The sequence below is a fragment of the Mycobacterium sp. 852002-51971_SCH5477799-a genome (assembly GCF_001667145.1).
Lineage (GTDB): Bacteria > Actinomycetota > Actinomycetes > Mycobacteriales > Mycobacteriaceae > Mycobacterium.
Genome location: NZ_LZIF01000039.1, coordinates 89503 through 111135 on the forward strand (window position 1 = coordinate 89503; position 21633 = coordinate 111135).

Annotated in this window: 25 protein-coding genes and 1 pseudogene; 11 read left to right on the plus strand and 15 right to left on the minus strand. The window is 66.6% G+C overall.

Annotation, left to right across the window (positions count from 1 at the left end; genetic code table 11):
* Window positions 1-85 precede the first annotated feature (85 nt).
* Window positions 86-334, plus strand: a complete 249-nt coding sequence (locus A5753_RS03950) for a hypothetical protein (protein ID WP_067123644.1) — start codon at window positions 86-88, stop codon at window positions 332-334.
* Window positions 335-388: 54 nt separating this feature from the next.
* Here A5753_RS03950 and A5753_RS03955 read toward each other — a convergent pair whose 3' ends face one another.
* Window positions 389-910: a DoxX family protein gene (locus A5753_RS03955; RefSeq protein ID WP_067123646.1), complete on the minus strand. Its 522-nt coding sequence runs from the start codon at window positions 908-910 to the stop codon at window positions 389-391.
* A 219-nt stretch (window positions 911-1129) separates the two neighbouring features.
* Here A5753_RS03955 and A5753_RS03960 point away from each other — a divergent pair, with 219 nt between their 5' ends.
* Entirely contained in the window at window positions 1130-2710 is a 1581-nt protein-coding gene (locus tag A5753_RS03960) for a pyruvate, phosphate dikinase (protein ID WP_067123648.1), read from the plus strand.
* Window positions 2707-3321, plus strand: a complete 615-nt coding sequence (locus tag A5753_RS03965) for a hypothetical protein (protein ID WP_067123650.1) — start codon at window positions 2707-2709, stop codon at window positions 3319-3321. Before A5753_RS03960 ends, A5753_RS03965 begins: the two co-directional genes overlap by 4 nt.
* Here the strand turns inward: A5753_RS03965 and A5753_RS03970 are convergent, their stop codons facing one another.
* The 3 genes from A5753_RS03970 to A5753_RS03980 form a co-directional block, all read right to left on the minus strand.
* The gene (locus tag A5753_RS03970) at window positions 3322-4548 is read right to left on the minus strand and encodes a WS/DGAT domain-containing protein (protein WP_067123652.1); all 1227 of its coding nucleotides are present in this window, start codon (window positions 4546-4548) and stop codon (window positions 3322-3324) included.
* A gap of 31 nt (window positions 4549-4579) precedes the next feature.
* Window positions 4580-5485, minus strand: a complete 906-nt coding sequence (locus tag A5753_RS03975) for an alpha/beta fold hydrolase (RefSeq protein WP_067123654.1) — start codon at window positions 5483-5485, stop codon at window positions 4580-4582.
* Window positions 5486-5593: 108 nt separating this feature from the next.
* Window positions 5594-6070, minus strand: coding sequence for a VOC family protein (locus A5753_RS03980; protein ID WP_067123656.1), 477 nt, complete (start codon window positions 6068-6070; stop codon window positions 5594-5596).
* Window positions 6071-6192: 122 nt separating this feature from the next.
* Here A5753_RS03980 and A5753_RS03985 point away from each other — a divergent pair, with 122 nt between their 5' ends.
* Entirely contained in the window at window positions 6193-7056 is an 864-nt protein-coding gene (locus A5753_RS03985) for an alpha/beta fold hydrolase (RefSeq protein WP_067123657.1), read from the plus strand.
* On the opposite strand, the gene gnd is transcribed toward A5753_RS03985, so the two are convergent.
* Together gnd and A5753_RS03995 are read right to left on the minus strand one after the other, a co-directional pair.
* Entirely contained in the window at window positions 7053-8075 is a 1023-nt protein-coding gene (gene gnd / locus A5753_RS03990; protein WP_067123659.1) for a phosphogluconate dehydrogenase (NAD(+)-dependent, decarboxylating), read from the minus strand. The genes A5753_RS03985 and gnd overlap by 4 nt on opposite strands.
* A gap of 13 nt (window positions 8076-8088) precedes the next feature.
* Window positions 8089-9497, minus strand: a pseudogene (locus tag A5753_RS03995) (glucose-6-phosphate dehydrogenase).
* A 122-nt stretch (window positions 9498-9619) separates the two neighbouring features.
* Between A5753_RS03995 and A5753_RS04000 the strand changes: the two are divergent.
* Window positions 9620-10453 (plus strand): adenylate/guanylate cyclase domain-containing protein, encoded by an 834-nt coding sequence (locus A5753_RS04000; RefSeq protein ID WP_067123661.1) that lies wholly within the window; start codon window positions 9620-9622, stop codon window positions 10451-10453.
* On the opposite strand, the gene A5753_RS24510 is transcribed toward A5753_RS04000, so the two are convergent.
* The gene (locus A5753_RS24510; protein WP_197694576.1) at window positions 10450-10614 is read right to left on the minus strand and encodes a hypothetical protein; all 165 of its coding nucleotides are present in this window, start codon (window positions 10612-10614) and stop codon (window positions 10450-10452) included. The two genes, A5753_RS04000 and A5753_RS24510, sit on opposite strands and share 4 nt — an antisense overlap.
* A gap of 155 nt (window positions 10615-10769) precedes the next feature.
* On the opposite strand from A5753_RS24510, the gene A5753_RS04005 reads away from it, so the two are divergent.
* Window positions 10770-11450: a guanylate cyclase gene (locus A5753_RS04005; RefSeq protein WP_067123663.1), complete on the plus strand. Its 681-nt coding sequence runs from the start codon at window positions 10770-10772 to the stop codon at window positions 11448-11450.
* Between the two features lie 8 nt (window positions 11451-11458).
* On the opposite strand, the gene A5753_RS04010 is transcribed toward A5753_RS04005, so the two are convergent.
* The 6 genes from A5753_RS04010 to A5753_RS04035 form a co-directional block, all read right to left on the minus strand.
* The gene (locus tag A5753_RS04010; protein WP_067123665.1) at window positions 11459-11782 is read right to left on the minus strand and encodes a putative quinol monooxygenase; all 324 of its coding nucleotides are present in this window, start codon (window positions 11780-11782) and stop codon (window positions 11459-11461) included.
* Window positions 11783-12155: 373 nt separating this feature from the next.
* A complete protein-coding gene (locus A5753_RS04015) occupies window positions 12156-12734 on the minus strand; it encodes a glycoside hydrolase (protein WP_067123667.1) in 579 nt (192 codons plus the stop codon).
* A 504-nt stretch (window positions 12735-13238) separates the two neighbouring features.
* Entirely contained in the window at window positions 13239-13622 is a 384-nt protein-coding gene (locus A5753_RS23590) for a hypothetical protein (protein WP_082971161.1), read from the minus strand.
* Window positions 13623-13686: 64 nt separating this feature from the next.
* The gene (locus A5753_RS04025; protein ID WP_067123671.1) at window positions 13687-14085 is read right to left on the minus strand and encodes a VOC family protein; all 399 of its coding nucleotides are present in this window, start codon (window positions 14083-14085) and stop codon (window positions 13687-13689) included.
* 263 nt (window positions 14086-14348) lie between these two features.
* On the minus strand, window positions 14349-14684 hold the full coding sequence (locus A5753_RS23595) for a WhiB family transcriptional regulator (RefSeq protein WP_255361347.1): 336 nt from the start codon (window positions 14682-14684) through the stop codon (window positions 14349-14351).
* A 231-nt stretch (window positions 14685-14915) separates the two neighbouring features.
* Window positions 14916-15128 carry a hypothetical protein gene (locus A5753_RS04035; protein WP_067123675.1) on the minus strand — a complete coding sequence of 71 codons (213 nt, stop codon included), beginning with the start codon at window positions 15126-15128 and terminating at the stop codon, window positions 14916-14918.
* 143 nt (window positions 15129-15271) lie between these two features.
* Between A5753_RS04035 and A5753_RS04040 the strand changes: the two genes are divergently transcribed.
* A complete protein-coding gene (locus A5753_RS04040; protein WP_067123677.1) occupies window positions 15272-15934 on the plus strand; it encodes a methyltransferase domain-containing protein in 663 nt (220 codons plus the stop codon).
* A 66-nt stretch (window positions 15935-16000) separates the two neighbouring features.
* Here the strand turns inward: A5753_RS04040 and ychF are convergent, their stop codons facing one another.
* Entirely contained in the window at window positions 16001-17074 is a 1074-nt protein-coding gene (gene ychF / locus A5753_RS04045; RefSeq protein ID WP_067123679.1) for a redox-regulated ATPase YchF, read from the minus strand.
* A 141-nt stretch (window positions 17075-17215) separates the two neighbouring features.
* Here ychF and A5753_RS04050 point away from each other — a divergent pair, with 141 nt between their 5' ends.
* The gene (locus tag A5753_RS04050; RefSeq protein WP_197694577.1) at window positions 17216-18409 is read left to right on the plus strand and encodes a DUF6542 domain-containing protein; all 1194 of its coding nucleotides are present in this window, start codon (window positions 17216-17218) and stop codon (window positions 18407-18409) included.
* Between the two features lie 13 nt (window positions 18410-18422).
* Here the strand turns inward: A5753_RS04050 and A5753_RS04055 are convergent, their stop codons facing one another.
* Window positions 18423-19421: a 4-hydroxy-3-methylbut-2-enyl diphosphate reductase gene (locus tag A5753_RS04055; RefSeq protein ID WP_067123680.1), complete on the minus strand. Its 999-nt coding sequence runs from the start codon at window positions 19419-19421 to the stop codon at window positions 18423-18425.
* An 89-nt stretch (window positions 19422-19510) separates the two neighbouring features.
* Here A5753_RS04055 and A5753_RS04060 point away from each other — a divergent pair, with 89 nt between their 5' ends.
* Genes A5753_RS04060 through A5753_RS04070 form a run of 3 tightly spaced genes read left to right on the plus strand, consistent with a single transcriptional unit; the run spans window position 19511 to window position 21607 of the window.
* Window positions 19511-20110: a lipid droplet-associated protein gene (locus A5753_RS04060; RefSeq protein WP_067123682.1), complete on the plus strand. Its 600-nt coding sequence runs from the start codon at window positions 19511-19513 to the stop codon at window positions 20108-20110.
* A complete protein-coding gene (gene xseA / locus A5753_RS04065) occupies window positions 20107-21351 on the plus strand; it encodes an exodeoxyribonuclease VII large subunit (protein WP_067123684.1) in 1245 nt (414 codons plus the stop codon). The genes A5753_RS04060 and xseA overlap by 4 nt, the downstream gene beginning before the upstream one ends.
* The gene (locus A5753_RS04070; RefSeq protein WP_067123686.1) at window positions 21341-21607 is read left to right on the plus strand and encodes an exodeoxyribonuclease VII small subunit; all 267 of its coding nucleotides are present in this window, start codon (window positions 21341-21343) and stop codon (window positions 21605-21607) included. Before xseA ends, A5753_RS04070 begins: the two co-directional genes overlap by 11 nt.
* The last annotated feature ends 26 nt before the right edge of the window (window positions 21608-21633 follow it).

The window sequence follows — 21633 nt, forward strand, 5'->3', positions numbered from 1 at the left end:
GCGCAGATAAAGAAACCATTCCAAATAAGTTGCGAAGGAAAGAGAATCGGCGGCTCAGGGATTGCTGTCCCTACAGTTGGGAGCCATGAAGGCAGAAATCATCGGCTACGCATTCGTGGGCGAGGTCGCCTTCGCCGCCATGGCTGCCGGGGCCCTGGTGGCACTCGCGGCGCTGCTGAAGGTCATGCCGCCGAAGGCGGATGACAGTCGTGACGGTCCGGACGGGCAAAAAGAACCCGTGATGGCGGGTACGCGGACCGCAGCAGGAGAGCATCCGAATCAGGCCGAGGCCACGGAAGATTCATCGCTCGCGAAAATCGGCTCCTACATGTGAGTTGGTACCAACCTCGGCGAAACCGTTGGCGCGCGAGGACAACGCCGCCACTGACTAGCCGGCCAGCTTGGCAGGCGGACGGTAGAAGATCACCAGCTGGCCGATCGCCCCGGCCAAGCCGAGCACCAGCGAGATCGCGAGCCCGTGCCAACCGTCCATCCAGTTCTTCCCGAAGACCAGGTGGTCCAGGCTGAACTTGCCCGCGCCCAGCGTCGCCACGCCCACGGCGCTGACCGCCAGCACCAGGTTGTATTCCCAGCCCTCCTTGACGATGAAGAAGCCGTTCGCGCGGTGCACCGTCCAGGCCGCGACCAGCATCAGCGAGACGAAGCCCGCCGCCGGGATCGGGGTCAGGAACCCGGCGGCCAGGCCGAGACCGGCGGCCATTTCCGTGGTCGCCGCCACGGTGGCGTGAAACTTGCCGGGTTTCATGCCGATGCTCTCGAACCAGCGGGCGGTCCCCGGGATGCGGCCGCCGCCGAAGAACTTGTTGTAACCATGCGCGGCCAAAGTCACGCCCAACACCAGCCGCAGGATCAGTACTCCGACGTCATGGAACGTGTCATATGAAGTCATAACTGTAAACCTAGATCATGGGGCGGGTGGCAAGACAAGAGCCGCCGAGCAGCTACGTCGCTTAATCCGCGGGTCCGTGTGGGAACATAGCGGGCGTTCCGACGTCGGCCCTCAATAGCCACACCACCAAGGGGGTGCACCACGGCTGGCACCGCGCGAGGTGGCGGCGCCCACCGCAATGCGTCAAGCAGCCGTGGGTCTGCGCCTGTCGAGCACCCCGTGGTGTTGCTGGACGGCACATCGAGCCACCCGCGGGAGCTGCTGGGTAACAAGGGCCACGGCATCGAGGCGATGCGCCGGCACAACCTGCCGGTGCCGCCCGCGTTCTGCATCACCACCGCGGTGGGCCTGCACTACCTCGCCGATCCCGCGGCGACCATGGACGCCATCTGGGACGACGTGCTCGACCGGATGGGTTGGCTACAGGCCCAGACCTCGCGCACGTTCGGGCAGGGCCAGCGCCCCCTATTGGTCAGCGTGCGCTCCGGGGCCACCCAATCCATGCCGGGGATGATGGACACCATCCTGGACCTCGGCATCAACGACGCCGTCGAGCAGGCGCTCGCGGCGGGCGGTAGCCCGGCGTTCGCCCACGACACCCGCCGACGGTTCTTGACAATGTATCGGCGCATCGTGGGCGTCGGCGAACAAGAGCCGGTGCCCTCGGACCCGTACGCGCAGTTGCGCGCCGGCATCGAGGCGGTATTCGCCTCGTGGAATTCACCGCGCGCGGTCGCCTATCGCGCCCACTACGGAATTGACGATCAGCACGGTACCGCCGTGGTCGTGCAGGCGATGGTGTTCGGCAACCGCGGACCTAATTCGGGTGCGGGAGCGTTCTTTTCACGCAACCCGATCACCGGAGACAACGAGCCATTCGGCGAATGGCTGCCCGGCGGACAGGGCGACGACGTGGCGTCGGGCTCGGTCGACGTCGAACCGATCGTTGCGTTGCGCGACGCGCAGCCGGCCGTCTACGCCGAACTGGTCGATGCCGCTCGCACCTTGGAGCGGATGGACTCCGACATTCAGGAGATCGAGTTCACCGTCGAGGACGGCAAGCTGTGGTTGTTGCAGACGCGGGCGGCGGAGCGCTCGGCGCAGGCGGCGGTGCGCTCGGCGCTGCAGCTGCGACACGAGGGACTCATCGACGACGCGGAGACGTTGCGGCGGGTGACCCCGGCGCACGTCCAGACCCTGCTGCAGCCCGCGCTCCAACCCGAAATACGTTTGGCAGCACCCCTATTAGCGACGGGACTGCCGGCCTGCCCGGGGGTGGCCTCAGGCAAGGCATACACCGATGTCGACGAGGCGCTGGACGCCGTCGACCGCGGCGAGCGGGTGATCCTGGTGCGCGACCACACGCGCCCCGAAGACGTGTCCGGCATGCTGGCCGCGCAGGGCATCGTCACCGAGGTCGGTGGTGCCTCCAGCCATGCGGCGGTAGTCAGCCGCGAACTGGGCCGGGTGGCCGTGGTGGGCTGCGGCCACGGAGTCGCCGCAGCGCTGGCCGGCAAGGACATCACCGTCGACGGCGCCGAAGGCGAAGTGCGCGAAGGCAACCTGAGCCTGTCCGCGTGGTCCGAAGACGATACGCCGGAACTGCGCGAGCTGGCCGACATCGCACGACGGATCAGTCCGCTGCGTGCGCATTCCGCCGGTGAGCACGAGCGATTGGACGACAACTCCGAGACCGCGGTGCGTGCCATGCTGGACAGCGGGCGCACCGACGTGGTTTCGGCGACTCCGTTGATCGTGATGCTCACCGCGCTGCGTTTGGCATCGGTCACCAAGCAATGACGGAATTGGCGGTGCTGCAAGCGGTTCGGCTCAAGGGCCGGGTGAGTTCCACCGACCTGGCCGCGACGCTGAATGCTGAGCTTGGTGACATCGCCCCGACCGTCGAGCGGTTGACCGCGGCGGGACTGCTGACCGAAGGCGCGACCCTGCGGATCACCGGCAGCGGCAGCGACAGGCTCACGGCGCTGCTCGCCGAGGAGCGCGCGGACAGCGATGCGGCCGCGATCGCCGCCGCCTACGACGACTTCCGCGCCGTCAACGCCGATTTCAAACGCCTCGTCACGGATTGGCAGCTCAAGGGCGGGCCGGACGGCGATCCAAACACCCACGACGACGCCGACTACGACGCCGCGGTGTTGGCCCGCCTCGACGACGTGCACGCCCGCACGATGCCGATCATCGCGGCGGTCGCCATGCACCTGCCGCGGCTGAGCGCCTACGCGACGAAACTGACTGCGGCACTGGACAAAGTGCGGGCGGGCGAGACGGCCTGGCTGACGCGGCCGTTGATCGACTCCTACCACACGGTGTGGTTCGAGCTGCACGAAGAGCTGATCGTCGCCGTCGGTCTGACGCGCGAAGAAGCGGCCAGATCCGGCGACGCGCAATAGCTACAGCGCCGCGTCGAGCAGCGTCAGGTAGCCATCGATGTCGGGCAGGGCCGCCGCCGCCGCGTGCACGCTGATCGCGATCGTGTCCCCGATGCCGTGCACCCCGTGTGTGAGTCCCATCATCGGCGACAGCGCCGGGTATCCCGACGTCAGCACCACGCGGGCACCACCGAAGCTCAGATCGGCCGGCCCACGGTTGACGCTGGATACCACGGTGTTGCCGGACACCTGCGTCGCGCGCTCCTGGACATCGAATTGCCCGATGCCCCAACGCAGCAGCCCGGCCGGCACCGCCGCGAACGCGCGGTCGGCGGCCCGGGTGGCCGAGTGCTCGAAGCGGCGCCGTCCGTTGGCCAGGTCGGCCGCGATCCGCTCGGCGCGCGCGTCCGGTGCGAGCTTGGGGTACAGCCCGACCACGATGTTGCCGAAGTGGTTGTGCGCCTGCGGTGCACCGGGTTTGGCCATCGGCACCTCGGCCCCCAGCGAATCGGATTGCTCGCCAAGCAGAGTGGACAGGGCCTGCGATACCGCGCTGAGCAGGCCGACGGTGACGGTGGGACCGCGCAGCTGCGAACGGTGTCGCACCAACGTGCGTACCGCGCGGGCGCCGTCGGGACGCGCGTTCGTCGGCAGCAGCGGACGCGGCCCGGCCCCGGCGACCAGCAGGCCCGCGCGGATGTCGCGCTCCAGCCGGCGATGGGTCCGAGCCGCCTGAGCGGCCCGCCAGGGTAGGAAACCCGGGCGTGGGGTGGGCACCTCCGGCACGGGGTCGGGCCGGCCGAACAACCACGCCGCCAGTGCCGCCGAGCGGGCGCCGTCGGCCAGCGCGTGCGCGACCTGCAACACTGCCACGGTTCCCGGCCCGCCGGCGCCCGGAACGCCGCGGACGGGGGCGAAAACGTGTAGCCGCCAAGCCATCCGGCGAACGTCCAGTTGGTCGTCGGCGAGGCCGGCGACGGTCGCCAGGACGACGTCCCAGGTGTCCTCGGCGAGATCGTGGCGCACCACCTGTTCGGGTGTGACATTCGTCGGTATCCACTGCGGGTAGCGCAGGGGGCCCCGGTCCCGCACTCGCATCGTCAGCGCCGGTTCGGCGTTGGCCCGCCGGCAGAGGTGCGCGAGGGTGCCGGCGTAATCAACCGGCTCACCGTCGAACGCGTAGAGCAAGAACTCATCGCTAGGGATCTTGGCCGACATCCAGTAGAACTGCGCATCGACGGCCGCCATCCGCTGTCCCGATACGACCCGCCCCACGGTGTCAGCCGGTAGAGCCGATGAACCCGAGCACCAGGTCGGCCACCTTGTCGGGTTGTTCGAGCTGCAGGAAGTGACCGGCGTGTTCGACGACGCCGACCTCGCTGCCGGCTGGCAGTACCTTTTCCGCCCAGCGCGCGAAAGCCGGTGTCATGCAATGGTCTTCGCGACCATGCAGGTACAGGGACGGCAGCACGGGCGCCTGGGTGAATAACCGGTTCAACTCGGCGTACCTCGCCGGCGGCGGGGTGTTCCGAATAATGGCCCGGTACGGACCCAGCGCCGCCCGCCAGCTTTCCGGCGTGCCGATCGCGGCGTCGACGTGCCGCAGATCTTCGTCGGCGCGATAGCCCGGCGACCACCGCCGCCACAGCAGCGGCAGTACCCAGGACGCGGAACGCTCAGGCAGCCAAGGCAATTGGAAGTAGAAGATGTACCAAAAGCGCAGCAGCTGGCCCGGCAGGTGGCTGAGCAGCCGCACGCGATCGGTGAACCCGCCGCGCCGACGGAATGCCGCGGAAGGCGGCAACGACATGATCACCGCCTTGGCGAACGGGCTGTCGGACATTGCCGCCAAGCCCGTCGCGGCCATCGCGCCCCAGTCGTGGCCGATGATCACGTCGTTCTCGGTGCCGCCTGCGGCCGAGCGCACCCGCAGGGCGTCGTCCATCAGCGCGCCCACCTGATAGCTGCCGTCGACCGGGATCGACGACGGTGCGTATCCGCGCATGAAGGGCGCGACCACCCGCCATCCCGCCTCGGCTAGCCGGGGGGCGACCTTGCGCCAGCCGTACGGGGTGTCGGGGAAGCCGTGCAGGCACAACGCAATGGGGCCGTCTTTCGGCCCCCAGGTAAGGGCCTTGAGGTCCCCGGCGGGTCCGGTCACGTCGATCCAGCCTGGTTCAGTCATGTTCACTCCCTGCTCGACGCCTCCGCAGGGATCAACCTAACCTGTGCGGCCGGGGGACGCACCGACCGTCGTCGATGGGGGATCAAACCATCGCTGTACCAGCGTTTTTCACCGTTGCAGCGCGGCGGCTTGTTCCAGCTCGGCGATGATGATCTTGCGCATGCCATACATCGCGTTGGTAGCCGCCGCCGCCCGCGAGCGATCGGGATCGCTGATCAGTTCGTAGAGCCGGTCCGGCACGATTTGCCAGCTCACCCCGAAGCGGTCTTTGCACCAGCCGCATTGCGATTCCTCGCCGCCGTCGGTCAGCCGGTCCCAGTAGTAGTCGACCTCGTCCTGGTCCTTGCAATGGATCGTGAAGGACACCGCTTCGTTGAACTGGAAGTGCGGACCGCCGTTGATCCCGATGAAGCGTGCGCCGTCCAGCACGAAACTGCCGGACAGGACCGTGCCGGGTTCGCCCGGTCCGGCGTCGGTGGTCTGGTTGAAGCCCTCGATGTGGGAGTTGGGGAACACCGAGGTGTAGAACCTGGCAGCCTCCTCCAGGTTGTCGTCGAACCACAACGACGGGGTGATCGATGGCATGTCCGCGGCCTCCTTGATGGCTCGTTGGTTTCTGCCATTGATAGACCACTGCGCCGACGAAAACTCACCGCGTCGTCCACCCGCGGGACAGTGCTTAACCGGCCTATGTAACGTCAGATCGCATGAGTACCGTCAGCAGCAGTCCCGAGACGGTTGAGTTTGCCGGCGCGAACAAGATCACCCTGGTCGCCGACGAATGGAACCGCGGCTCCGACGGCGCCGGGCGACCCAGCATTCTGATGTTGCACGGGGGCGGCCAGAACCGGTTTTCCTGGAAAAACACCGGCCAGACGCTGGCCGACGAGGGGCTGCACGTGGTGGCGCTGGATTCGCGGGGACACGGAGACAGCGCACGCTCTCCCGACGCCGATTACGAGGTCGAGACGCTGACGGCCGACGTCATGCGGGTGCTGGACGCGATCGGCCGGCCGGTGACGATCATCGGGGCCAGCATGGGCGGGCTGACCGGCATCCTCGCCGCGCACCGGGCCGGCCCCGCGAGGGTGACCCGGCTGGTGCTCGTCGACGTGGTCCCCCGATTCGAGAAGGGCGGCAGCGCCCGCATCCGCGACTTCATGTTCAGCGGCCTCGACGGCTTCGACTCGCTGGAGCAGGCCGCCGACGCCGTCGCCGCCTACCTGCCCTACCGAAGCAAGCCGCGCAGCCCCGAGGGGCTGAAAAAGAACCTGCGCCTGCGCGACGGCCGCTGGTATTGGCACTGGGACCCCGCGTTCATGACCAAGCCCGGCGACGATCCAGAACTGCGCACCGAGAGCTTCGAACAGGCCGCCAAGAACCTCACGATCCCCGTCTTGCTGATCCGCGGCAAGCTGTCCGACGTGGTCAGCCCCGAGGGCGTCCGGCACTTCCTGGCCACCGTGCCGCGCGCGGAGTTCGTCGAGCTGTCCAACGCCGGGCACACCGCGGCCGGCGACGACAACGACGCGTTCAGCGACGCGGTGGTCGCATTCGTCAACCGCCGCTAGTTCGCCGGCTTCTCCGCGTGCCCGCCGAATTGCTTGCGCATCGCCGAGAGCGCCTTGTTGGCGAAGTCGTCCAGTGAACGCGAGGCGAAGCGGGACTGTAGCGCGGTGGTCAGCACCGGCGAGGGGACGCCCTCGTCGATTGCAGCGATGGCGGTCCACCGGCCCTCCCCGGAGTCGGAGACCCGCCCGGAGAACTCCTTGAGGTCGGGCGAGTCGTGCAGCGCGATCGCCGTCAGATCCAGCAACCAAGACCCGATGACGCTGCCGCGCCGCCACACCTCTGCGACCTCCGGAATGTCGAAGTCGTACTGATAGAACTCGGGGTGTTCCAGCGGCGCGGTTTCGGCGTCACCCTCCTGCACCTGCATGCCGATGTCGGCGTTGCGCAAAATGTTCAGCCCCTCCGCGAGCGAGGCCATCATGCCGTACTCGATGCCGTTGTGCACCATCTTGACGAAGTGCCCGGCGCCGGAGGGTCCGCAATGGAGATAGCCCTGTTCCGACCGGTCGACCTCGCCATCGCGACCGGGCGTGCGCGCCGCGGCGTCGACGCCCGGCGCGACGGTGGCGAAGATCGGCTCGGCCTGCAGGAAAGCCTCGTCGTCGCCGCCGATCATCAGGCAATAGCCGCGTTCGCGGCCCCACACGCCGCCGCTGGTGCCGCAGTCGAGTAAGTGAATGCCATTGTCCGACAGCGTTTTCGCATGGCGAATATCGTCGCGGTAGTAGGAGTTGCCGCCGTCGATGACGATGTCACCCGACTCCAGCGTCTTGGCCAGTTCCTCGATGACACCCGTCGTGATGGTGCCGGCCGGCACCATGACCCAGACGACCCCCGGCGCCGTGAGCTTTTCGGCGAGCTCCTTCAGCGAGCCCACCCCGGTGGTTTTCTCCTCCCCCGCCATCGCCTTGACCGCATCGGGGTTGTGGTCGTAGACAACGCATTCGTGTCCGCCCTTGGCGACGCGGCGGACGATGTTCGCGCCCATTCGGCCGAGGCCGATCATCCCAAGCTGCATCGTGGGTGTCTCCTTACTGTTCGGTGGGCTTGCTGCGCGGCAGCCAGGGCTCGTGCCAGCTGTGGTGACCCCGCACCAGCGCCTGTGCGGCCTCGGGTCCCCACGAGCCCTGGTCGTAATCGTGGATGCGGCCCGGCTTGTCCAGCACGGGCTGCACGATTCGCCACGTCTCTTCGATGGCATCTTCGCGAGCGAACAACTGGCGGTCTCCGTTGAACGCGGCGTAGAGCAACCGCTCATAGGGCCGGACCGGCTCGCCGAGATCCTCGGCGAACGATGAATCCAGGTGAACCTCGTGCCACGAATCGCCGGCCTGGGCGGAGAGTTGCAGCCGCATCCCCGGATCGGGGTCGATGCGCAGCACGATCTGGTTGCACTCGGGGGGCCGGCGGTTGGGCAGGAACGAAAATCCGGGGACGTGGTGCAGGAACATTCGGACCTCGGTCACCTTCTCCGGCAACGCCTTTCCGGCCCGCAGAAATATCGGCACCCCCGCCCAGCGCCAATTGTCGATCTCGGTTCGCAGCGCGATGTAGGTCTCGGTGGTGGAATCCTTCGCCACACCGGCGACGTCGGTGTAGCCGCGGTACTGCCCGCGCACGCAACGCTCCGGATCCAGCGCCGGCATCGCACGGAAGACCTCGGCCTTCTTGTCGTTCAGGTCGTCGGCGCCGGGCCGACCGGGGGCTCCATGGCGACCAGGGCAAGCACCTGCAACAGATGGTTTTGCACGACGTCGCGAAGTGTGCCCACCGCGTCGTAGAACTTGCCGCGGTCTTCGATGCCGAAGTCCTCAGCCATCGTGATATGGATCTCGGAGATGCTGTCGCGGTCCCACAGCTTGGCGAGCCCTTGATTGGCGAACCGCAGGTATTGCAGTTCTTCGACGGGTTGTTTGCCCAAAAAATGGTCCACACGCAGGATTTGGTCTTCATCGAGCACCGCACGCAGCCGCTCGTTGAGGTCGCGCGCCGAGTCCAGGTCGTGACCGAACGGCTTTTCCACCGCCACCCGCGCGCGCTCCAGCAGGTCGGCGTGCGCCAGATTCTCCACGATGGGCGCAAACAAGGCCGGCGGCATTTCGAGGTAGTAGAGCGGATGGGAGTCCGAAGGGATCTTTTTGGCGAGTTGTTTGTAGAGACCGGCGTCGGTGACGTCACCGTGCAGATAAGACAGCCGGTCCGCCAGCCGGTCGAAGACGGCTTCGTCGAACGCCTCGCCCGACGCCTTGATGGCGTCGCGCGCCCTATCCTGCAGCTGCTCGATCGTGATGTCGTCACTGGCGACGCCCACGATCGGATGGTTCAGCATCTCGCGGCGCTCGAGCCGATACAACGCCCGGAAGGTCATTTTGCGGGCCAGATCACCGGTGATTCCGAAGATCACCAGCAGGTCAGATGGGCTAGTGTCGTCCTCGGCCAAAACCGCTCCTCCCGAAAGTCACCTGATCCGGCTCCTTTGAGATCACTACCCGCGGCTGGCGGAGTCAACACTAGACACTGCCAATAGGGCCGACAACCTGACTACACCGCGGTCTTGAAAGGATGGCCGGCATGGCTGAGCCGCTGCACCTCACGGTCTACATCTTGGCCGGAATTGCAGCCATCGAAGGTGTCGCGCTGATCGTGCTGTGGCGGTTGCTGGTGCGTAGTCAGCACGAGCTCGACGAGATGCGACAGCGGGTCGATGCCCGCACTCAGCTGTTGTCGGGTGGTCGCGAGGCCGTCAAAAGGGTGTGGAACACCGCCAACCTGATGCGCAAGGAAGGTTTCGGCGCGGTGGTGCGCAGCAGCATCGAAGACCTGGCGGACTGGGCCGAAGTCGAGCGACCCGACCTCGCCCGTGTCACCCCGGACGGCCGGGTGGTGATCCTGTTCTCCGACATCGAGGAATCCACGGCGCTCAATGAGCGCATCGGTGACCGGGCATGGGTCAAACTGATCAGCTCGCACGACAAGCTGGTCTCGGACCTGGTGCAGCGAAGGCACGGTCACGTGGTCAAGAGTCAGGGCGACGGATTCATGATCGCGTTCGCTCGAGCCGAGGAAGCGGTGCGCTGCGGTATGGACCTGCAGCGCGCGTTACGCAGGGAAGCAAACCGCAAGCGGCACGAGGAGATTCGCGTTCGGATCGGCATCCATATGGGCCGTTCGGTGCGCCGCGGCGATGATCTGTTCGGCCGCAACGTCGCAATGGCCGCCCGCGTCGCCGCACAAGCGGTCGGTGGCCAGATTCTGGTGAGTCAGCCGGTGCGAGACGCGCTTTCCGATTCCGATGGCATCCGGTTCGACGGCGGGCGCAATGTGGAGCTGAAGGGATTTTCGGGCACCTACAGGTTGTTCGCCGTTGAGGCCCCGGCCGATTCAGATTCGGGCTAAGCGCCTTCCCCGTTGTATTCGGCCAGCCGCTGATGCAGGCGGTCCCGGACCTCATCGGCGGTGTATGCACGTCGTTTGCGTTGATCTCGAACCACCAGCACGCCCCCGGTCACGACGCCGGCCGCACCGGCCAGTCCCACCCACTTCCACACATTGCGCATAGCACCAGGCTATGCGCCGCCGAGTGGTCATGTCCCGGTTGTGATTGACTTGTGTGCCCGCAGCGTACGGTGACGCGTCGAGCGTCTTCTGTCGTCGGGCTCGTTATTGCGACGACATTGGCGAAAACTGTAGCGGCGAACGGGTTTACACGAAGATGCTCACCTTGAACCAGGCGCTCGACGAGACCAGGACCGGTGATCTGTGGCTGTTTCGCGGCGGTTCGGGCCCCGATCGCGCGATCCAGACGTTGACCAACAGCCCGGTGAACCACGTCGGCATGACGGTGGCGATCGACGACTTGCCGCCGTTGATCTGGCACGCCGAACTGGGTGACAAGCTCGTCGACCTGTGGACCGGAACGAATCATCGTGGCGTGCAACTCAACGATCTTGCGCAATCCGTGCTGCAGTGGTCGCAGCGCTACCACCAACGGTGTTGGCTACGACAGCTCACGCCACCGGCCAATCGCGAGCAAGAGAACAAGCTAATGCGCGTGATCGCCCGGATGGACGGCACCGCGTTCCCCACCACCATGCGCCTGACCGGCCGTTGGCTGCGTGGCCGGCTGCCGAACGCTTACGACTGGGTGCGGGGAATCCCGCTGGTGGACAAGAAGGTTCGAGAATCGACGGAGCGACGCAAAGAGCGTCAGCGGCTGGGCCTGGAAGTGGCGTACTGCGCGGAGACGGTGGCGATCACCTACGAGGAGATGGGCTTGCTCACCACGGAGAAGTACTCGAACTTCTTCGACCCGGGCTCGTTCTGGAGTGGCGACGACCTCCCGCTCACCCCGGGATACGCCCTGGGCGACGAAATCGAGATTACGGTCGACTAGTTGAGGGTTTAGTCGACCGCCAACTCGCCCATCTCCGACCAGCCCGTCGCATCGATGGTCTGGTTGATGATCTTGGGCGTGGACTTCAGCGCCTGCGGAAGCTCGTGGATGAAGCGCCTGAAGTGGTCGCTCTTGACATGGATGCCGCCCGCCTCGTCGTCGCGGAACGCCTCCACCAAGACGTACTCCGCCGGGTTGTCTAGGCTGCGTGACCACTCGAACCACAGATTGCCGTCCTCGGCGCGGGTCGCCGCTGTGAACGATGCGACGAGTTCTTGCCAACGGTCGGTCCACTCGGGTTTGGTTTCGAACTTGACGACGATGAAGATCATTGCGGCCCCGCCTCAATTCGCTGCTCCCAGTTGCGCCCGCCCGGTCTCCGCGGGCAGCGCCAGCCTATCCGGCCTGGGTGGGCACCGGGGCGGCGTTCCGACGGCCAACGCCGCACGCGTAATTCGCTTGGGTAATGGTTGAAGCAAAGTGTGCTCATGCGTCACAAACGACACATGAGCACACTCTTGCCGCACCACGGTGCCGGTCGCCAGTGGCGTAGCTCACAAATCAATCGCTTGCAGTGGTATTTCACTGCCCCATGAAACGCCGGTCGGGGTGCCTACAGCGCGAAATGCCCCCCATTGTGGCGAGAAATTCTGCGCTCTATTTGTTATTTATCCGCAATTCCAGCGTTTCCGGAATAAAGGAATTTCAGGCGCCCGGCGGCGGAGGATCCGCCGGCGCCGGAGCGTCGATCAAAACGGCCGGCGGGGGCGGCGGGGCATCCGGCGCCGGCGGCGGCGGTGCGTCCGGTGCTGGCGGCGGAGGCGCATCCGGCGGGGGAGGCGCGTCCGGCGCGGGCGGCAGCGGAGCATCCGGCGCGGGCGGCAGCGGAGCGTCCGGCGGGGGCGGTGCGTCCGGCGCCACCGGTAGGAACATGTGATGAGTGAATCCGGCCTGGTAGGCGCCCGCACCGCCGATGTGGACGCCACCACGTTCTCCGCTGGAGACGGACGTTCCATCCGGTAGCGTCACCGCGGTGTGGCCGCCGTTCCAGCCGATGACCACGGCGTTGGGAGCGGTTCCATATTGGAAGCCGCGAGCCAGCAATGCACCCTCTTCATTTCCGGTGTTGAACCGGCTCCCGAAAACGGGCCTGTCAGTCGCCGCATTCGCAATCCACGACGCAAGCCCCGAACAATCAGTACCGGCGGGCGAATCTCCACCGGAGATATAGGGCGTGCCGGAGACCTGACTGATCAACGACATCAATGTTGCAATTACGACCATGGGCAGCGAGGCTAGCAATGGCAATTGTCGTAAACCAAAATTTGTGGCGCAGGTCATTTGCTGTGCGATCAATGACGTGCGCCGCACATGCAGCAAACTTATAACGCGCCGGTATATTTTCCGCAGCTAAATACATGCGATTCAGGTGTCGGCTCTGCGGCCTCCCACGGGCGCTTCCCAGCGGATACCGCTCAAGCGGGGCCGCGCCCTCGCTCGCTTTGCGCCGTCTCACGGTCGACGTCAAGCCTGCTCGCGCTTTGCGCGGGCTCGCACCCGCTTTCCCGTTCGTCCACGCGCTGCAGTCGCTCGCGTTTCTTCTGCTCGCCTGAAATTCGCGTCGTCTCAGGTCGGCCTCGCACCGGCTGAGCGCCTCTCCCGCTGATCGAGCGCGCGGACCCAGGCATCCTCAGCGGCCACGAGATTCCCCGTAACGCTGGGTGGTCGGGCATTCGACCGGCCGCGGGTACCTGTCGCCGGCCGTTTCCCGGCGGTCGGCGATCTTGGTCAGAGCGGAGTCCAAACCCCGTTGTTCCAGATTCCCCAGTTCCCGGCGCCGGTCGGGTTCCACATCATTTGCGCCCCGGGCGCCCAGGCCGGCTGAGGTGGCTGCGGCGGAGCCCATGGCGGCGGAGGTCCCCATGGCCCCCACCCCGCCGGGGCGGACGGTCCGCCCGGGTGTTGCCAGTCGTGGCACTGATGCCAGTCCCAGTCCGAGACGTTGCCCCAGGCTGGGTTCCATGGATCACCCGGGCACCAATGACCGGCGGGCGGCGGGGCTGGGGCCGCCTGCGCGACGGTGCCGCCGGCAAGGCCCGAAGCGGACAGCGCCACCGCCCCGCCCACCATCACGGTCGTCGACCACCGCACCGCTCGCTTCAGAGTCGCCATCTCCTAAGAATTTCCCTCGACAGCGATCCCGGCAAGTAGTAATTCGGATCCGCAAGCGCCATGCTCACACTCCGAACTTGGCCCGTGCCTCCCGCGTCGCGGGAGTAAACAGGTTGACCAGGTTTCCATCCGGATCCCGGAACAACAACGCGCGGTTTCCCCAGGGCATCGTCGTCGGCGTCGTCACGACCTCGGCCACGTGCTCGCGGAGCCGCTCGTATTCGGAGTCTACGTCTTCGACGATGAACTCCACGATGGCGCTGCGGTTGGCCGCCGGCTCGGCGGACCCGGCCCCAAACAACGGAACGGTCTTGTCGCTGCCTATCGCCAGCGTGCCGACCGCCGTCGGAATCTCGGCGAACAGCTCGTTGCCCCAAATCGCGGAGACGCCGGTGACCATCTCGTAGAAACCCACGAGCCGCCTGACATCGGCCGTGATGATTCGGGTGGAAATGAACTTCATGCGGTCTCCCTCGCGCTTACCCGGTGCGTGTCTGAGCACCGAATGCTAAACGCGGCCTCCGACAACTTTCCCGCCCGCAAAGCCAGGCTGCAATCGGTGCGGCGATCATTCGGCCCGAACGGTTCTGCTCGGCAGTCATGCGACGCCAGCACCGTCTTCGCCAGGCCCGGCCGGCTTCTAGCGTCAACGCGAACCGCTGATAAAGCGTTAGGGACTTCGGAGCCCGCCAAGTCCCGATCTGCCTCCAGCGGCGCGCCCAGCTGCTATCCGACCGAGCCGGCGTTGCGCTTGTCGAAAAACTCCGTCCACGAGGCGACCTGAGGATTTTTCTTGAGCAGAGCCCGGCGCTGGCGCTCGGTCATGCCGCCCCATACGCCGAATTCGACCTTATTGTCGAGGGCCTCGGCCCCGCACTCTCTCATCACCGGGCAGCGACGGCAGATGACCGTAGCCTCACGTTGCTTGGCACCGCGCACAAAGAGTGCGTCCGGATCTGTTCCCCGACACAGCGCCCTCGAAACCCAAGCGCGGTCGTTCTCGGCCGCGGCGACCGGCGTGTTCTTTACGAGCGCAAGATTTGTGGGCCGCGCGGGCCGTATCTCTGCTGACAACGAGCTATTCCTTCGTCCAGGTCGGTCGCAGAATGCGTGACCGCCTCACACCTAATGCTGGGATGTGTGCCACATCGGCCCGTACGTGTGACTTGACCCATCCCTAAGTTATGCGAATCGGTATCGATTGCGCAACCAGATTTTGGCACGGCCGTACCTTTTCCAGGGCAGGCGAAGGTCGTCCGTAGACGTGCGAACGCAACTCCACCAGGTCGCCGCTCAATCAGCCCGAGGCTGCCGCGCTTGTTCGAGGGCATCCACGAGCGCTTTCGTGTCGGGCAAGATGACCTCTTCGACAACCTTTGCCCAAGCGACCCGACCAAAATAGGCACCGCGGGTGTCGTCCGCCAACGGCGTTTCGTCGAAACGCTGCTCTGATAACCGCTGCCAGCCCGCCGCCGCCTGCTTACGCACCAGCCAGCGATAGATCATCGTGCGAGCGTGCGTCGAAGGCGTGCCCGCTACGCGGCATCCGCGAGTGGTGTCCGGCCGAGTCGCCCTAATATTCTTCCGCCGACCGGACGCCCTCGTCGCCTACCCAGCCGTCACTTCAGCTAAAAAGCCGTGCCCCATCAGTGTCCGTGCTCTACGGTCGTCAGATGGGGGCCCGGGACGCGGTCATGGCGGGTATTGCCAAGCAGCTCGGCCATCCAAGTGGTCTGCGCGGGCGGCTGGTAGGTGCGGCGCTCAATCGGGGCAACCGGCGCTTCGTAAGCGCCGCCGCGCGAGCGCTGCAACCTGGTGAAGCATCGGCGGTGGCCGATGTCGGATTCGGTGGCGCAGTGGGGCTGAAATTTCTGCTTGACCGTGTCGGTCCGTCGGGCAGTGTTCATGGTGTCGAGGTGTCGGAGACGATGCTGCGCCAGGCCGCAGGACGCTACCGGCGCGACATCGCAACCGGGCGGCTGTCTTTGCATTCCGGGTCCATCACGCAATTGCCGTTTCCCGATGGGGCATTGGACGGCGCCATTACCGTCAACACCATTTACTTCGTCGCGGAGCTCGACCAAGCGTTCACGGAGCTTGCCAGGGTGATAAACAGCCGGGGTCGACTCGTCATCGGACTTGCCGACCCCGATGTGATGGCAAAACTGCCATTTACGGGACACGGCTTTCACCTTCGTCCGGTGCCGGACGTGATCGACACGCTACGCAGCACCGGTCTCACAGTGGAACACCGTCAGATCAGTGACAACGCCAACGCACCGCATCTGCTGATCGCCCACGCCGCCGCCTGAAACTTCGCGAACGATTGTGGGATTCGATCGAGGCCGACCTTCGACGTCGACCGAAAGGGACCGACCTTAGACGTTGAAACGGAACTCGACCACGTCGCCGTCGGCCATGACGTAGTCCTTGCCCTCCATGCGGACCTTGCCGGCCGCCTTGGCCGCCGCCATCGAACCCGCGGCGATCAGGTCGTCGTAGGAGACGATCTCGGCTTTGATGAAGCCCTTTTCGAAATCGGTGTGGATCACCCCGGCGGCCTTCGGCGCAGTGTCGCCCTGATGAATCACCCACGCGCGCGCCTCTTTTGGGCCCGCCGTCAGATAGGTCTGCAATTTTAGGGTGTGAAAACCGGCCCGTGCCAACGCATCTAGCCCGCGCTCGGTCTGGCCGATCGACTCCAGCAGCTCGGCGGCGGACTCGTCGTCTAGTTCCTGCAGTTCGGCCTCGATCTTCGCGTCCAGGAACACGGCGTCGGCAGGTGCGACCATCGCCGACAGCTCGGCCTTGCGGGCGTCGTCGGTCAGCACCGACTCGTCGGCGTTGAACACGTACAGAAACGGCTTGGTGGTCATCAGGTTCAGTTCGCGCAGCAGCGACGTGTCGGCACCGGCGGCGAAGAGCGTCTTGCCCGAGTTGAGCACGGCCTCCGCGGCGACGGCCGCCTCGTGCACCGGCTTGCGGTCCTTGTTGTTGCGGGCCTCCTTCTCCAGCCGCGGGACCGCCTTTTCGAGGGTTTGCAGGTCGGCGAGGATCAGCTCGGTCTCGATCACCTCGATGTCGGACCCCGGATCGACCTTGCCATCGACGTGCACGACGTCGTCGTCGGCGAAGACCCGCACCACCTGGCAGATCGCGTCGCACTCGCGGATGTTGGCCAGGAACTTGTTGCCCAGCCCGGCACCCTCGGACGCGCCCTTCACGATTCCGGCGATGTCGACGAACGTCACCGGCGCCGGCACGATCTTCTCCGAATCGAACATCTCCGCCAGCTTGTCCAGCCGAGGATCGGGCAGCGGGACGACGCCCTCGTTGGGCTCGATGGTCGCGAACGGATAGTTGGCCGCCACCACGTTGTTCCGGGTCAGCGCGTTGAACAAAGTCGACTTGCCGACGTTGGGCAAACCCACTATTCCCAGGCTCAGGCTCACGGGGAACCAAGTCTAGGGGTCTTCGCGGCGGCCGGCGCCGGGGACCATTGGTCTTTGCCGGCGTGCACTCCGGGAGTACACGCCCAGGATCGCTACGAGGTATTTACGGGCCTTTCGGCCCATTCCCGGTACGGTCTACATGTGTCAGCACAGCGGGCAAGTTCGACGGTGCAGGGTGCGCACCGTTCGATCCACCCAAATATCCCAGGCGTCCCCTGGTACGCAGCGCTGCTTATCGCCGTCACCGCGACTGCCATCGGCTACGGCATCGACGCTGGTCACAAGGAGCTGACCCACGTCTTCGCCGGCTTCTATATAGCCGGCTGCGTGGCGGCGGTTTTGGCGGTCCGCCAGGACGGCATCTTCACCACGATCATCCAACCGCCGCTGATCCTGTTCGCCGCGGTCCCGGGCGCCTATTGGCTGTTCCACGACGCCAAGGTCGGCCGGCTCAAGGACCTGTTGATCAACTGCGGCTACCCGCTGATCGAGCGCTTCCCGCTGATGCTGGGCACCGCCGGCGGCGTGCTGGCGATCGGGCTGGCCCGCTGGTATGTCGGAAACGCTTACAAGACACACACCACGGCGAATGCCTCCGAGGACGCTTCGCCGGCCGCGGGTGTCGACGTCAAGTCCTTTTTCAACGGCATCGTCGCCAAAGCGCAGTCGGTGCTGCAGTCCGATGACGACGAGGACGACGACGCCGACGTCACCGCCCGCCGCGGTCGCACGTCGGGCTCTTCGTCGAGGTCCCGCCGCACGACACGCACCACCCGCTCCGCCACGCGTTCGGCCCGGGCCCGCGCCCGGCATTCACGCGAGCCGCTGGGCGAGGCGTCCGAACCGCTCGAGCGGCCCGAGCGTCCCCGGCGCAGCACCCGGCGCAACGCCGCGTCGGCCCGCGATTACGACGCCACCGAGCCGCCCCGGCGGTCACGCCGCCGACCCCGGCCGGACGCCGATCCCGATTCGCGTGGCCAAACACCCCGGGAAGCCCGCCGCGAACCGCGCGCGCGCCGCGATCCCTACGAGCGGCCAACCCCGCGGAGCAGCCGATTCGACGGTTTCGAGTCCTACGGTGACAGGTATGACCCGCCGAGCGGCACGAACTACGGAAGTCGCTATGAGCGCCGCGAGCCGTACCAGCCGTCCTACGAACCGAGGCGCCGGCGACCCCCGTCCTCCGGCTCCAACGGGACCCATCACCCCATCTCGCAGGTGCGTTACCGCGGGGCGGGCTCGCAAGACCCGCCGCGCGAGCCGCACAGTGAGCGCCGAAGCCGCTCGCGGACACCCGGGCGATCGCCCGCCGAATCTTGGGAGTACGACGTCTGAGGCGCTGCGCTGATCAGCGAACGGACCGGATCTCGCGCGGCAGTGCGAACACCAGCGTCTCCTGCGCGGTCGTGACCGGCTGCACCACCTCGAAACCGCACTCGGCGAGTCGCGCCAGCACCCCCTCCACCAGGACCTCGGGCACCGACGCCCCCGAGGTGACGCCCACCGTGGTGACGCCCTCCAGCCACGCCGGGTCGATGTCGTCGGCCCAGTCGACGAGGTGCGCGGCGGCGGCCCCGCCACCCAGCGCCACCTCGACCAGCCGCACCGAATTCGACGAGTTGCGGGACCCGACGACGATCACCAGCTCACACTCCGGTGCCATCGCTTTAACCGCCACCTGCCGGTTCTGGGTCGCGTAGCAGATGTCGTCGCTGGGCGGATCCTGCAGCTTCGGGAACCGTTGCCGCAGCCGCTCGACGATCTCCATCGTCTCGTCGACCGACAGCGTCGTCTGGGACAGCCACACCGCCTTGTTCTCGTCGCGCACCGTCACGCTGTCGACGGCGGCGACCCCATCGACCAGCTGCACGTGGTCGGGCGCCTCACCGGCGGTACCGACGACCTCCTCGTGGCCCTCGTGGCCGATGAGCAGGATGTCGTAGTCATTGCGCGCGAACCGCCTGGCCTCGTTGTGCACCTTGGTCACCAGAGGGCAGGTCGCGTCGATGGTGTGCAGGTTCCGGTCGGCCGCCGCCGCGTGCACCGTAGGGGCGACACCGTGGGCGGAGAACACCACGATGGCGCCCTCGGGGACCTCGTCGGTCTCCTCGACGAACACGGCACCCGCCTTTTCCAAGGTGGTGACGACGTGGCGGTTGTGCACGATCTCATGACGCACGTAGACCGGCGGACCGTGCTTTTCCAATGCGCGTTCCACGGTCTCCACGGCCCTGTCCACGCCCGCGCAGTACCCGCGCGGTTCGGCCAGGAGCACTCGCTTACGGACTGGGTCGCTGGCTACCGATCGCACCGCGCCGGGAATCCCCATGTCGATAGTCGGCGGCATGTCGTCCAGGGTACTGACTGCCTACACAGGGTTGCCAGCTCGCGCCGGTGGGCTTGGAGTTAGCCGCCGCTTAGGGCAATCTTGGACCCATGGGCACTGCACCGTATGGAGTTCGGCTGCTGGTCGGCGCGGCAACGGTCGCTGTCGAGGAGACGATCAGGCTGCCGAAAACCATCCTGATGTACCCGATGACACTGGCCAGCCAGGCGGCGCACATCGTGATGCGCTTCCAGCAGAACCTCGCCGAGCTGGCGATCAAGGGCGACAGCACCCTCGAATCGATCTTCCCGCCCAAGGATGAGAAACCGGAATGGGCGACATTCGACGAGGACATGAGCGAGGCGATCGACAGTGCCTTCAGCCCGGTGCAAGACGGCGGCGAAGGCGAGCGCAGGGCCGAGGGCCGGTTCGCGCTGTATTCGGTGGCCGACGCGCACGAAGACGCCAGCGCCCTGACCAAGTCCGCCCGCCAATCGAAGAAGCCGGCCGCCAACGCCGCGGTTGCGCAACCCGAGGTGGTCACCGAGCTGGACTACTCGTCGCTGACGCTGGCCCAGCTGCGCGCCCGCCTGCAATCGCTGAGCGTGGACGACCTCGAAGCCCTGCTGGCCTACGAGCAGGCCACTAAGGGCCGTGCACCCTTTCAGACGCTGCTCGCCAACAGGATCACCCGCGCGAACGCGAAGTGACCCCGGCCGTTACCTCCGAACCGAACTCCGCCGAGAACCCGTTTCCGGTGCGCGCGGTGGCCATCCGGGTCGCTGGCTGGATCGACAAGCTCGGCACCGTCTGGGTCGAGGGCCAGCTTGCCCAGATCTCGATGCGGCAGGACTCCAAAACCGTATTCATGGTGCTGCGTGACCCGGCCGCCGACATGTCGCTGACCGTGACGTGCCCGCGCGACCTCGTGCTCGACGCGCCCGTGAAGCTGGCCGAAGGCACCCAGGTGGTGGTGCGTGGCAAGCCGTCTTTCTACACGGGCCGGGGCACATTCTCGTTGCGGCTCACCGAGATTCGCGCTGTCGGGGTGGGCGAGCTGCTGGCCCGCATCGATCGGCTGCGCCGGCTGCTGGACGCCGAGGGGCTTTTCGATCCTCGCCTCAAGCGACCAATCCCCTTCTTGCCCAACAAGATCGGACTGATCACCGGCCGTGCCAGCGCGGCCGAGCGCGACGTGACAACCGTCGCGGCCGCACGCTGGCCCGCGGTGCGCTTCGCGGTGCGCAACACCGCGGTCCAGGGCGCAGGCGCCGTCGCCCAGATCGTCGAGGCGCTGGGCGAACTCGACCGCGACGCCGAAGTCGACGTCATCGTGATCGCCCGCGGCGGGGGCAGCGTCGAGGACCTGCTGCCGTTCTCCGACGAGACGCTGTGTCGCGCCATCGCGGCTTGCCGCACCCCGGTGATCAGCGCGGTCGGCCACGAACCCGACAACCCGCTGTGCGATCTGGTCGCCGATTTACGCGCCGCCACTCCCACCGACGCGGCCAAGCAGGTGGTGCCCGATACCGCCGCCGAGCAGCGGCTGATCGACGACCTGCGCCGGCGCAGCGCGCAGGCCTTGCGCAACTGGGTGTCTCGCGAGCAACGGGCGCTGGCCCAGATACGCAGCCGCCCGGTGCTGGCCGAGCCGCTGGCGGCGTTGACGGCGCGCGCCGACGAGGTTCACCGCGCCCAATCGGCGATCCGCCGCGACATCATCCGGCTGACCGCCACCGAGACCGAACGTGTCGGCCACCTGAGCGCCCGGCTGGCAACGCTGGGGCCGGCGGCCACCCTGGCCCGCGGTTACGCCGTCGTGCAAGCCATCGGGGCGACGAACCGCGTGCTCCGCTCGGTCGACGACGCACCGGCCGGCACCCGGCTGCGCGTGCGGGTGGCCGACGGCGCCGTGGCCGCGGTGAGCGAGGGACGCAGCGATGGCGGGTAAAACCAGCGGCGGGAACGATCCCACCCCAAAGGGGGGCGAATCCATTACACCTATTAGTCAACTGGCTTATGAAGCGTGCCGCGACGAGCTGATCGAAGTCGTCCGGGTGCTTGAGCAGGGCGGCCTGGATCTGGATGAGTCGCTGAAACTGTGGGAAAGAGGAGAACAGCTGGCTAAACGCTGTGAGGAGCACTTAGCTGGCGCCCGCAAGAGAATCGAAGACGCGCTGGCGGGCGGCGAGGCCGAGGACGACTGAATCCGGGCCGCCGGACGGCTTAGGCA

Coding starts and splice junctions, on each gene's coding strand:
- A5753_RS04015 (WP_067123667.1), bottom strand. CDS start 12,734: ATGGTCGTAATTGCAACATTGATGTCGTTGATCAGTCAGGTCTCCGGC.
- gnd (WP_067123659.1), bottom strand. CDS start 8,075: ATGCAGCTTGGGATGATCGGCCTCGGCCGAATGGGCGCGAACATCGTC.
- A5753_RS04070 (WP_067123686.1), top strand. CDS start 21,341: ATGGCGGGTAAAACCAGCGGCGGGAACGATCCCACCCCAAAGGGGGGC.
- A5753_RS03965 (WP_067123650.1), top strand. CDS start 2,707: ATGACGGAATTGGCGGTGCTGCAAGCGGTTCGGCTCAAGGGCCGGGTG.
- A5753_RS23590 (WP_082971161.1), bottom strand. CDS start 13,622: ATGGCGACTCTGAAGCGAGCGGTGCGGTGGTCGACGACCGTGATGGTG.
- A5753_RS04025 (WP_067123671.1), bottom strand. CDS start 14,085: ATGAAGTTCATTTCCACCCGAATCATCACGGCCGATGTCAGGCGGCTC.
- A5753_RS03950 (WP_067123644.1), top strand. CDS start 86: ATGAAGGCAGAAATCATCGGCTACGCATTCGTGGGCGAGGTCGCCTTC.
- A5753_RS04035 (WP_067123675.1), bottom strand. CDS start 15,128: ATGATCTATCGCTGGCTGGTGCGTAAGCAGGCGGCGGCGGGCTGGCAG.
- A5753_RS04060 (WP_067123682.1), top strand. CDS start 19,511: ATGGGCACTGCACCGTATGGAGTTCGGCTGCTGGTCGGCGCGGCAACG.
- A5753_RS03955 (WP_067123646.1), bottom strand. CDS start 910: ATGACTTCATATGACACGTTCCATGACGTCGGAGTACTGATCCTGCGG.
- A5753_RS04055 (WP_067123680.1), bottom strand. CDS start 19,421: ATGCCGCCGACTATCGACATGGGGATTCCCGGCGCGGTGCGATCGGTA.
- A5753_RS04000 (WP_067123661.1), top strand. CDS start 9,620: ATGGCCGGCATGGCTGAGCCGCTGCACCTCACGGTCTACATCTTGGCC.
- A5753_RS03985 (WP_067123657.1), top strand. CDS start 6,193: ATGAGTACCGTCAGCAGCAGTCCCGAGACGGTTGAGTTTGCCGGCGCG.
- A5753_RS24510 (WP_197694576.1), bottom strand. CDS start 10,614: ATGCGCAATGTGTGGAAGTGGGTGGGACTGGCCGGTGCGGCCGGCGTC.
- A5753_RS03980 (WP_067123656.1), bottom strand. CDS start 6,070: ATGCCATCGATCACCCCGTCGTTGTGGTTCGACGACAACCTGGAGGAG.
- A5753_RS04010 (WP_067123665.1), bottom strand. CDS start 11,782: ATGATCTTCATCGTCGTCAAGTTCGAAACCAAACCCGAGTGGACCGAC.
- A5753_RS04005 (WP_067123663.1), top strand. CDS start 10,770: ATGCTCACCTTGAACCAGGCGCTCGACGAGACCAGGACCGGTGATCTG.
- A5753_RS03970 (WP_067123652.1), bottom strand. CDS start 4,548: ATGGCGGCCGTCGATGCGCAGTTCTACTGGATGTCGGCCAAGATCCCT.
- A5753_RS03975 (WP_067123654.1), bottom strand. CDS start 5,485: ATGACTGAACCAGGCTGGATCGACGTGACCGGACCCGCCGGGGACCTC.